The sequence below is a fragment of the Anabaenopsis tanganyikae CS-531 genome, from assembly GCF_029891675.1.
GTDB classification, from domain to species: Bacteria; Cyanobacteriota; Cyanobacteriia; order Cyanobacteriales; family Nostocaceae; genus Anabaenopsis; species Anabaenopsis arnoldii.
On record NZ_JANQDF010000111.1, the window covers coordinates 1 to 11,055 of the forward strand.

General features: G+C 42.7%; 13 protein-coding genes. 4 read left to right on the plus strand and 9 right to left on the minus strand.

Annotation, left to right across the window (positions count from 1 at the left end):
* A partial coding sequence (locus NWP22_RS11375; RefSeq protein WP_280801898.1) for a zinc ribbon domain-containing protein occupies positions 1-235 on the plus strand: 235 nt, incomplete at its 5' end.
* 35 nt (positions 236-270) lie between these two features.
* Positions 271-717, plus strand: coding sequence for an SRPBCC family protein (locus tag NWP22_RS11380; RefSeq protein ID WP_271731022.1), 447 nt, complete (start codon positions 271-273; stop codon positions 715-717).
* A gap of 140 nt (positions 718-857) precedes the next feature.
* Here the strand turns inward: NWP22_RS11380 and NWP22_RS11385 are convergent, their stop codons facing one another.
* Genes NWP22_RS11385 through NWP22_RS11395 form a run of 3 tightly spaced genes read right to left on the minus strand, consistent with a single transcriptional unit; the run spans position 858 to position 2,990 of the window.
* Complete coding sequence (locus NWP22_RS11385) at positions 858-1,097, minus strand: 2Fe-2S iron-sulfur cluster-binding protein (RefSeq protein WP_271731023.1); 240 nt, start codon at positions 1,095-1,097, stop codon at positions 858-860.
* A gap of 15 nt (positions 1,098-1,112) precedes the next feature.
* Positions 1,113-2,588 carry a cobyric acid synthase CobQ gene (gene cobQ, locus NWP22_RS11390; RefSeq protein ID WP_271731024.1) on the minus strand — a complete coding sequence of 492 codons (1,476 nt, stop codon included), beginning with the start codon at positions 2,586-2,588 and terminating at the stop codon, positions 1,113-1,115.
* Positions 2,589-2,597: 9 nt separating this feature from the next.
* Complete coding sequence (locus NWP22_RS11395; protein WP_271731025.1) at positions 2,598-2,990, minus strand: Npun_F0494 family protein; 393 nt, start codon at positions 2,988-2,990, stop codon at positions 2,598-2,600.
* Between the two features lie 106 nt (positions 2,991-3,096).
* Between NWP22_RS11395 and NWP22_RS11400 the strand changes: the two genes are divergently transcribed.
* Complete coding sequence (locus tag NWP22_RS11400; RefSeq protein WP_271731026.1) at positions 3,097-3,534, plus strand: peroxiredoxin; 438 nt, start codon at positions 3,097-3,099, stop codon at positions 3,532-3,534.
* Between the two features lie 51 nt (positions 3,535-3,585).
* Here the strand turns inward: NWP22_RS11400 and NWP22_RS11405 are convergent, their stop codons facing one another.
* From NWP22_RS11405 to ald, 6 genes are all read right to left on the minus strand, one after another.
* Positions 3,586-3,939 carry a hypothetical protein gene (locus NWP22_RS11405; protein ID WP_271731027.1) on the minus strand — a complete coding sequence of 118 codons (354 nt, stop codon included), beginning with the start codon at positions 3,937-3,939 and terminating at the stop codon, positions 3,586-3,588.
* A gap of 48 nt (positions 3,940-3,987) precedes the next feature.
* Positions 3,988-4,875, minus strand: a complete 888-nt coding sequence (locus NWP22_RS11410; RefSeq protein ID WP_271731029.1) for an ABC transporter permease — start codon at positions 4,873-4,875, stop codon at positions 3,988-3,990.
* Between the two features lie 47 nt (positions 4,876-4,922).
* Positions 4,923-5,942: an ABC transporter ATP-binding protein gene (locus NWP22_RS11415; RefSeq protein WP_271731030.1), complete on the minus strand. Its 1,020-nt coding sequence runs from the start codon at positions 5,940-5,942 to the stop codon at positions 4,923-4,925.
* Between the two features lie 99 nt (positions 5,943-6,041).
* On the minus strand, positions 6,042-7,058 hold the full coding sequence (gene cydB, locus NWP22_RS11420) for a cytochrome d ubiquinol oxidase subunit II (RefSeq protein ID WP_271731032.1): 1,017 nt from the start codon (positions 7,056-7,058) through the stop codon (positions 6,042-6,044).
* Positions 7,059-7,110: 52 nt separating this feature from the next.
* Positions 7,111-8,556 (minus strand): cytochrome ubiquinol oxidase subunit I, encoded by a 1,446-nt coding sequence (locus tag NWP22_RS11425; protein ID WP_280801899.1) that lies wholly within the window; start codon positions 8,554-8,556, stop codon positions 7,111-7,113.
* Positions 8,557-9,245: 689 nt separating this feature from the next.
* Positions 9,246-10,337 (minus strand): alanine dehydrogenase, encoded by a 1,092-nt coding sequence (ald, locus tag NWP22_RS11430; protein WP_271731035.1) that lies wholly within the window; start codon positions 10,335-10,337, stop codon positions 9,246-9,248.
* 360 nt (positions 10,338-10,697) lie between these two features.
* Here ald and NWP22_RS11435 point away from each other — a divergent pair, with 360 nt between their 5' ends.
* Entirely contained in the window at positions 10,698-10,868 is a 171-nt protein-coding gene (locus NWP22_RS11435) for a chlorophyll a/b-binding protein (RefSeq protein WP_271731036.1), read from the plus strand.
* Positions 10,869-11,055 lie beyond the last annotated feature (187 nt).

Genomic DNA, 11,055 nt, shown 5'->3' on the forward strand with positions numbered 1-11,055 from the left:
GTGTTTTCTCAAGCATAAGGCTTTTGAAACTAATAAAGTAGTTATGGATGTCAACGAAGCGTACACATCAAAAACAGTCAGTTGGACTGGTGAAATCATCCCCAACCTTGGTGGTGCTAAGTTCGTTAAGTCTCCATCTGACGGGCGGGTAATGAGCCGGGACATAAATGGTGCGCGGGGGATTTTCCTCCGTGCATTGGTTGATACGCCCTCTCTTAAAGAGTGTATTTGTTAGTGAAATGTAGCAAAAAAGTATCGGAATCAAAGAAAATGGCAGAGTGGTTAGAGCATAGTGTGCAGATTGAAGTCGATGCTCCCATAGAACTAGTATGGGGTCTGTGGTCTGACTTAGAGCAAATGCCACGTTGGATGAAGTGGATTGATTCTGTGAGGATTTCGCCAGACAACCCGGACATATCTCTATGGAAACTTAGTACAGGGGGTCTGGAATTTAAATGGAAATCCCGGATGCTCAAGGTCGTCAAAGAGCAAATTATTCAATGGGAATCCGTTGATGGTCTGCCAAATCAAGGTGCGATCCGCTTTTATGACCGCCATGGTAGTAGTATTGTCAAAATGACGGTTTCCTATGCCATCCCTGGAATTATTGGCAAAATTATGGATAATTTGTTTTTGGGGCGGGTAGTTGAGTCTACCATTGAAGCTGATTTGGAAAGGTTCAAAGAATATGCTTTGAATGTTAAATCTCAAAGCTAACCATTCTGAGCAATTAAATACTATGGGGGGTTACACACTTTTGGTAGTGTATCCCCCGTAGTTTCAACAGCAATAATTATTGGTATAGGTTTATGATACCTAAATATTAAATGCTCACGTAACAAAATCAGGACAAAGAATTACCAAGTAGGGTCACCATACAAATTAATGATCATTTCTTCGCGCTCTGGTGACACTGAGGAAATACAGGCGCGAATGACTTCGCCATCTTCTAGTTCAACAGTGCAAGCATGACAAGAACCCATGAGGCACCCGGTGGCAATAAACACCCCAGCCCGTTGCGCTACATCTAACAGCGGTTCTCCCACTTCGGCATTAACAGTCACATCATCTGGTAAAAAGCGGACGCGAATAGTCATGAACAATAATTTTAGTTAAGGTAAAATTGGCTCTAAGTTTAAATGGGTTTCAATTTCTGTAGCCAGAGAGTCTAAAATTTGTTCTCGATGTTCTTTGTAGTTAGCAACACCTGTGGGCAAAGATTTTAAACCTCGTTGTTGACGCAGACGATTTAACCAAGCCCGTCGCCAAGGGCCATTATCAAACAGTCCATGGAGATATGTACCCCAAACAGATTGAGAGTTATCCACTAGTCCTAAATTAGGATCATCAAATAAATGATGGTATCCTGGGTTATCTTCTGATTGTTCTATGCGCGATCGCCCTTGGTGGATTTCAAAGCCGTTGACTGGTAAACCCATTTGGGGATAATTGGAGCTAACTTGGCGCTGACGAGTAATTTTCTGTCCGGTAATTACAGTTCTAATGGGTAAAAGATTTAACCCCTGAAATCTACCTGCTTGTCCTTCTACTCCTTCGGGATCAGCGATAATTTGCCCTAGCATTTGATAGCCGCCGCAAATACCTAACACTGTACCGCCAGAAGCTGCATAGTTTTTAATTGCTTCGGACATACCCGTTTTATGCATTAGTAGCAAGTCGGTAATTGTGGTCTTTGTTCCTGGGATAATTACGGCATCGGGATGTCCTAAATCTTGCTTCATACTCAGAAATTTTACCGCAACACTCGGCTCCGAGTCTAAGGGGTCAAAATCGGTAAAGTTAGCAATTCTGGGTAAGCGAATAACAGTGATATTCAGGTCAGTATTGGTTTTGTATGACTTACGTTCTAGTAGGTCTAGGGAGTCTTCGGCGGGAAAAATTTCTTGAAAATAAGGGATCACACCAATCACAGGAATGCCAATACGTTCTTCTAACCATTTTATCCCGGGTTGCAAAAGCGATCGCTGACCCCGGAATTTGTTAATTACTATACCTTTAATTAATTGACGTTCTTCTGGTTCTAGTAACTCCAGAGTTCCCACCACATGAGCAAAAGCACCACCCCGGTCAATATCAACTACTAATATAGTTGGTGCGTTTAAATATTTTGCTATCCGCATATTAGTTAAGTCGCGGTGCTTGAGGTTAATCTCCGCCGGACTACCCGCACCTTCACAGACAAGTAAATCAAATTCTGTGGATAAATGTTTTAGAGACTCTTCTATTGCCTGCCAACCAATATTAAAGTATTGTTCATAATAATCTGAAGCTTTGACTTTGCCTACAGCTCTACCTTTGATAATCACTTGGGATGTCATATCCCCCTGGGGTTTGAGTAAAATTGGGTTCATTTCTACCCCAGGGATAACACCAGCTGCCCAAGCTTGTACTGCTTGAGCATAACCAATTTCTCCCCCATTGGCGGTGACATAAGCATTCAGTGCCATGTTTTGACCTTTAAAGGGAGCGACCCGCCAACCACGCCGCGACAGAATCCGACAAATAGCTGTACTTATCAGTGATTTCCCAGCGTGGGATGTTGTTCCCACTACCATAATTGCTTTCATAGTTCGTAATTAAAAGGGTAGTCGAAACCAGTAAACTCCCGCATTATACAAGCGATCGCTCCAGGAAGCATTAGGCCAATTTTGGCCATGGAATTGTTCCACCAACAGATGACCTAGAGGAGTGAGGCGGAAACTATCCGTAATTCCCTGACCATCGACTTCTCGCCGCAAAATACCCACTTGAATCAGCCAGTTTAAAGCATCATCACAAGCCAGTTCTGATAAAGGGCTTTTAGTATAGCCATTCTGGACACCATTTTCCATAGCGATGGCACTTAATGGTAAACTCTGCTGACGCATAGCTTGCAACAATACAAGATTAAAAGGAGAGCATATAAGCGATCGCCTAGCCCTTTCTACTGTACTACTGGCATAAGATAAGGTTTTCTGGTCATTAGTCATTGGTCACTTCCCAGTTTTCAGTACGATTTTTTTGAGTCAATTCCTTAAATATTGTAAATTATTGTAAAATTTCAAAGTCATCAATTTAAAACAGGAAAGGTTCATTATGCCTCTAGCAGTTGGTACGGATGCACCTGCATTTACCGTCAAAGATACTAACGGTAATACGGTTTCATTATCTGATTTTGCGGGGAAGACAGTTGTTTTATACTTCTACCCCAAAGATGACACCCCAGGTTGCACCAAACAAGCTTGTAGCTTCCGGGATGCTCAACCTGAATATTTAGGTAAAGATGTAGTGGTGCTGGGAGTCAGCGCCGATGATCAAGCCTCTCATCAGGCCTTTACCCAAAAATATAATCTCAACTTTCCTTTGTTGGCTGACACTAACCAAAGTTTAATCAAGGCTTATGATGTCGATGGCGGTGGTTACGCCAAGCGTGTTACCTACGTAATTGACCCTAACGGCAAAATCGTTCATGTTGACGCTAGTGTAAATACTACTACTCACGCCAGTGATGTTTTAGCGGCACTTGGTCTGTAGTTTTGAGATTTTGAATTAACCTTATACCCATAAGGTTAATTCAAATCCAATTTATGGTGATTCAGTTCCTTGAGGTAAAACCGATGGTGAATCTGTATTTGAGCGTTCCTGTTCTTGAAAAGCTTTTTGTTGTCTGGCTCTAAAGTCGGATGCTGCTGAGTCTATTTGTTGTTGTTGCTCATCAGCATTCCAGTTGACATTCCCCAAATTCGCCCGGTGAATAATATCAAACATATTTAAATCACCTGAGTTTGGGCTAGCTAATGGGTCACTATTCTGGTTTGTGCCACGATCTACAGAGTTAAATTGAGCCAAACTCGGTGGAGCGAGAAGCAAGGAAGCCACGCTAATTCCTGCAACACTGAGCAGGGAAAATTGAGTAAGTGATAAAAATGGTTTTTCCATGGAGTTTTGACTGTAAAATTACTATCAATAATTTAGCTGACTGAAGCTCTAGGCCAGAGTCCGCCGCAGTCGGGTTTGAATGCTCAATAAAGCTATCAACGCAAAGCCAAACAACACCAGGAGCGCTCCCCCAAAGGTAACATTACCCCAAGGTGCTGACATGACTACACTATTTAGCCCCCAATCGCTGTGAAGATATAGGTAACGAATTGGTTCTATGGCAAAGCTCAGGGGGTTGAGGGTAGCGACAATTTGCAACCACCCTGGCATAAAGGATAAAGGAGCTAAGGCGGTACTGGCAAACAATAAGGGTAGGTTAGTGACAAAAATAACCGCAATTAATTCAATGTGTCCAGGTAAGGCAAAGGCTAAACCCAGGGAAATGGCGGTTACACCCAAGGAGAGCAGAAACACGATTAAGGCGATCGCACTCAACCCGGCGGCATCGGGTAAGCCTGCCCCTAGAAATGCTGCTGCTGCTACAATTACCGCTGCTTGTAGTAAACTTTGGCTAATGATAAAGATGGCGGAAGCAAAGACAATGGAAAACCGAGAAGCTAAAGGTGCTACCAGTAACCGATTTAAAAAGCCAAATTCCCGGTCAAACATCACCGGTAACCCAGCATTCAAAGCACCGGCAAAAGCTGTAAACACAATTACACCAGCCGCCAAAAATTGACCGTAATTGCTCGTAGTTCCAAACAAACCTTTGGGGGCATTTTGGAATAAAGCCCCAAATAGCACTAACCACATCACCGGCTGAATAATTCCAGCAACTAAGGTTGAGGGACGGCGTTGTAATTGAATAAACAAGCGACGAGTTAAAGCTAGGGTCTCTTGGACTAGTTCACCCAATAAATTGGGGGCAGTATTCACATCTAATTCTGGCGATGCTAATTGCTGCCAATTCATTTCAGATTTAGGGGTAACACTCATAGTAATTTAGGAAGTAGGGGAAAAGCGGGAAGTTCCATGACCAATGACTATCTCATATTTTGCTTTTTCTCAGCTTTGAGATCGCGGGTGCTAATTGCAGCGAGTTCTGCATCCAGCAAAGTTCGCCCGGTGGCCGCGAGGTAAACATCATCTAGGCTGGGCCGAGATTGAGAAATACCAAAGATCGGCAAGCTCACAGTGTTGAGGGATTGCTGTATGGTCATTAAGGCATCATTTTCTGGTGTTACTACCAAGTTGAGGGAATTACCTTGGGCGCTGTTAATAATTACTTCTTGGACAAAGGGTAAGTTTTGTAACACTTGTTTGGCTTTTTCGGCTTCTTCTGCTGGGGAAAATTCCCGGATGCGCAGAGTGATGCGATCGCCCCCAACTTGATCTTTTAATTGAGAAGGTGTACCCGCCGCAATCACCGTACCACGGTCAATAATAGCCACGCGATCGGCTAATGCGTCGATTTCTTCTAAATAGTGACTGGTAATCAATACTGTTGTTCCAGAGGCGCGTAAGTGGCGTAAAAATTCCCATACCACAAAACGGCTATCTATGTCAAGCCCCACGGTGGGCTCATCTAACACTAAAACATCTGGAGCATGGAGTAAACCCGCTGCTAAGTCTAGGCGCTTGCGTAAACCACCGGAATAGGTTCCGGTTTTTTTATCGGCGTATTCCTGTAAACCCAGTAAATTTAAGACCATATCAATCCGCTGTTTAGCCACGGACCGGGGAATGTGATACAGCGCTGCTTGGAGTTGTAGTAGTTCCCTTCCAGTTAGAACCTTATCTAATGCGACTTCTTGGGCTACATAGCCGAGTTTTTGGCGAGCGATTTTCGGGTTCTCCGTCACCGATATACCAGATACTTCGATTTTGCCAGCATCCGGTGTTGTCAGAGTACATAAAGCTCGCAGAGTCGTAGTTTTACCCGCACCGTTAGGACCGAGTAAACCAAAGATTTCCCCCGGTTTTACCTCAAAGGATACATCTTTGACTGCGACTACTTTACCGTAGTTCTTTTGTAGCTTTTCAATTAAAACGGCAGGAGCCATGACAGCTTAAACTCTAACTATACAAATCTCAACAAATTCTATTTCTATTGTAGATGAGTCGTGAGAGGTCAGGGGAGTTCTAGATCACCTTCCATGACTTTATGACTCCCCATACTGTCCCCCAGTCACCTTACCGCGAAACACAATGTACTGGTAAAGGTTGTAAAACAACATCACCGGAATCAGAAACCCGATAAAAATAATCATAATTACCAGGGAACTCGGATCAGCCGCCGCCTGATAGATGGTAATTTGATTAGGGATAATATAAGGAAAAACAATTAATCCCAACCCCAAAAAAGTCAGGACAAATAAAAGAATAGTCCAGACAAACGGCGCTCTTTCCTCTCTCAGGTTAAGACTCTTGAGAAGTTGCCAAATTAGTAACACTCCCAACACAGGGATCACAGCAAAGATATATACTAGTGGTTGTTGAAATAAGCGTGCTCTGGCATTTTCATAAATAATTGGTGTGCTAATGGTGATGAAAATAGCGCCTATTAAAGTCGTCCAAGCGGCAATTTTAGCAGTTTTAAAATGAGTAGCTTGTAATTCTCCTGTAGTCTTCCACACCAGGTAAGTCGAACCAATTAAAACATAGGCTTGAATCAAAGTTAAAGCCACTAACACAGAAGGAATGCTCAACCAGTCCCAGGTTGTACCAATAAAGTGTCCAGCTTCATCAACTTTAATTCCCTTGAGTACCGCACCTAAAGCAAAACCTTGACCGAGCGCGGCGGTAAAACTCCCAGCACCAAAGGCAAAATTCCATAAAAATTTGCGGTTGGATAACTCCCGAAATTCAAAGGCTACTCCCCGGAAAATAAACCCAAACACCATAGTCAGAATGGGAATATACAAGGCGCTTAAAATTGTGCCATAAGCCAAGGGAAACGCACCGAACAGACCCCCTCCCATTAAAACTAGCCAGGTTTCGTTTGCATCCCAAATATTACTGAGACTGGTCATTAAAATTCCCCGGCGTTCCTCGTCGGATGAGGTGAGAGATAGTATCCCCACCCCTAAATCAAAACCGTCTAGCATGACGTAGAGGAACAGGAACAAAGCCAAAATTACAAACCATACTTGGGGGAGAAAATACTGGAGTGTCTCCATATAATTAACTCTTGAGATTGGTTGCTAAATTAGAGTTTTTGGAATTTTCTGATTATTGTTGTGCTTCTGCGGGACGTTCATCGGGTAGAAACTCCCCAGGGGTGGTTTGTACTGCGGGTTGAGTAATTTCTAGTCCTGGGACTGGTAAATCTAGATTTGGACCTTGACGTATTATGCGACTACCAAAGTACAAAGCTGCAATAAATAAGAGAGTGTAAACTGTAGCAAAGCTGGTGAGTGAAACTAAAACATTACTAGCAGGTATATGAGAAGCAGCGTCAACGGTGCGGATTTGTCCGTAAAGTGTCCAAGGTTGTCTTCCTACACAGCGCACAATCCACCCGGACTCTACGGCGATGTATCCTAGAGGTGCTGCAAGTATCCAACCCCGTAACAACCAGGATTGCTGGGTAATGTTTTCTACTGATAGTTTACCGCGTAACCATTGTAATGTACTGAAGAACATTAAACCGGCTAAGAAAAAGCCAATGGCGATCATGGTGCGGAAGGCGTAATAAATTAAACCGACCATGTGGGGTCGATCCTCTGGTTTCCACTCTTTTAGTCCCCGTACTGGTTCGGAAAGATTTCTCTTAAATTCCAGAATGTACCCCAGGGCGTTGGGAACGGTGATTTCCCAGTCGTTTTTTTGGGCTTTTTCGTTGGGTATGGCTAACAAACTCCAGTCAGCAGGTTGTCCCGCTGGTGAAGATTCCCATTGGGCTTCCATGGCTGCGAGTTTCGTGGGTTGATAGTGATAAACTTGCTCGCCGCTGAGGTGTCCGATGTATATTTGTAATGGTGCAACTGCGATCGCAGCTGCTAAGGCAATCTTAAAAGACTTAGAAAAGAAACCCGGTTGACGTTGCTTTAAAATATACCAAGCGCTAATTCCCCCAATCACAAATAAAGAGGTTTCCAGTGTCGCGAAAAACATATGCAGTACACTGTTAACCATAAAGGGATTTAAAATTGCTTGAAAATAATCACTGACAATAAATTTACCATCCACCATTTGCCCACCTGCGGGGGTTTGCATCCAGGAGTTTGCTGTCAAAATCCACAGGGTGGATAAGTTCGCACCTACAGCTACCAAAATTGTGGAAAGATAGTGAATGGCGGGATTGACACGCTCCCAGCCGAATAACATAATGCCTAAAAATGCAGCTTCTAGCATAAACGCCCAAGAAGCCTCAAAACCAATAACACTACCAAAAAAGTTACCCACGGCTTCCGAGAATGGTCCCCAATTGGTGCCAAACTGAAATTCCATGGGTATACCCGTTGCTACGCCAATACCAAAGTTAAGGACATAAAATTTAGACCAAAACCGAGCGTGAAGGTAATAATCAGGATTTTGAGTTTTTAGCCATACTCCTTCAACGATGACCAGATAAATCCCCATCCCCGTTGTTAGGACTGGCCAGAGCATATGGAATAGTGCTGTTAATGCAAATTGCATCCGTGATAACACCACAGAATCAGATAAAAATTCCACGATTTATCTCCCTGAGTTAGCCATACCACTTAGGATACACTTTTTGGCTAAAATGTAAATATAGTTACTAAAAATATAGTCAAATATTTCTAGCTTGGTAAGGTCTTACACCTTACAGGGCTAACTACAAGCCGCACTATTCGGTTTCTAATCTGAGATAGATTTCCGAACTACTTTTACCTTTTTTCAGTTCTGATTTGATTAGCTACTCTTGAAAATGTTTTATTTCGTCTAATTTATAGGATTTCCTGCCACACAGGAGCTATGGTTAGGTTAATTCTAACTCTCCGCACTCTCAGATCAGGACTTTCACCACTTTCCAAGGATCTACGCTTCTTGAACTCAAGACTAATATATCACATTCACATCTTGCATTACAATATAATATAGGCAAAAATTCATGATATTTTTGTGCTATAGGTGTTAATATTTGAATATATCTGATTATATTTTTGTTATTTAAACCTAATACTCAAAAACTGACTTTCTAGGCTTATTAGTATATATAATTACTTGCGCATGATTTGTAGACCTTGATATTCATCGATATGTCAAGTATAAAGTATACAGTACATACTAGTAAAGTATATTAGCTAACAACTAAAATTTTAACTATAAAGTATTGAGCCTGCATAGGCAGGCTTTTTGGTCTAACCTTAGAGGATATAGTAGCGCAATTACCGAATATCTTAATTTACCAAATCCGGGAAAACTTCTTGCACTGCTGGATGTACTAAGCGGTGATTTTGCACATTCAGACCTTTAGCTAAGGCTGGGTTGACTTCTAGGGCTTTAATACCTAAATTTGCTAATTGGACAACATAAGGTAATGTACTGTTATTAAGGGCTTGGGTAGCCGTCCAAGGTACTGCACCCGGCATATTGGGAACTCCATAATGTACGACACCTTCTTCTATGTATACAGGATTGGTGTGTGAGGTCACGTGTAAAGTTTCTACACAACCGCCTTGGTCAACTGCAACATCTACAATTACCGAACCGGGGCGCATTTGTTGGACAAATTCACGGGATACTAGTATGGGCGCTCTGCGTCCGGGGACTAAAACAGCACCAATGAGTAAATCAGCTTCTTTGATAGCAGCTTGGATATGGGCTGAGTTGCTGTATAGTAGTTCTACTCTAGAACCAAATACATTTTCTAAGTAAGATAACCGCTCGACATTTACATCTAAGATTTGCACAGCAGCACCCATACCCACAGCAATTTTAGCCGCTTCTGTACCCACAACGCCGCCGCCTAAAATTACTACTTTTCCTGGTTTGACCCCAGGGACACCCCCTAAGAGAACTCCTCTACCACCTTGCTGGCGTTCTAGAAATCTGGCTCCGAATTGTACTGCTAGGCGACCAGCAATAATGCTCATGGGACTGAGCAAGGGTAGTTTATTGGCACCGGTTTGTTCTACGGTTTCGTAAGCGATCGCACAAGTGCCACAATCAATTAAATGCTCGGTTAAACTGCGATCGGCTGCTAAATGCAGATAAGTAAATAATATCTGCCCTTTTTGTAAATACTTATACTCATTTGTCAAAGGTTCTTTGACTTTGACAACTAAGTGCCGATTCCATGCTGCTTCGGCTGTGCAAACAATCTCAGCCCCGGCCTGTTGATAGTCCTCATCTGTAAATCCCGCACCACTACCTGCTTGACTCTGAACAAAAATGGTATGGCCATTTTCTCTGAGTACCCGCACACTAGAGGGACTTAACCCTACCCGAAACTCTTGATCCTTAAACTCCCGAGGAACGCCGATTTCCATGTTCCGCCTCTAATGATTTTTTTGTTCAACTTTAGCCTGCTCAGACTTGCACTTCCGTATTAGGGATAGCTAATTACTCAGCTAGGTGATCAAACTCCTGCCCTTGACTATTGCCCCCATATTTCTACAATATATAAAAAATAATTACAAATTGTTAAAATAGGATTGTACGGTTTCCTATTTGGAGGCTGTAGCAGATTCGGGGATTTATGCACCACCATCACTACCACCAGTTACCAATCATCTGGGGGTCAGGTTCTCCAAGTTTTAAATTCAGTGTGGTGATCAATGCCGTCTGCAAGTTTGATAATCCTTTACTGTTCACTGTTTTAACTCCCGCCAAAAAGAGGTTTCTAGAAAATGTCACAATCACAACCAACAATTACCCCCAAATTAGAAGAGCCTAAGTTTGGCTTTAATGAATATGCTGAACGCTTAAACGGCCGAGCAGCAATGATTGGCTTTTTATTGATGGTGGTGATTGAGTACTTCACTAACCAAGGTGTGCTATCATGGCTAGGCCTGAAATAGTGGGACTAGAAAATATAAAATTTCCGGTTGTAAGCTAGTAATTAGAGTGCGATTCGTTCTTCCTAAATGAGTACTAATGCTCAGGGACGGAAGGTAAGGTTTGGTGAAAACCAGATTCTTATAACTATGTGTTCATGTAGGTGAGAATCCTACCCCCTAAGTGCGAGGGTGACAGCATCTTCCTTAC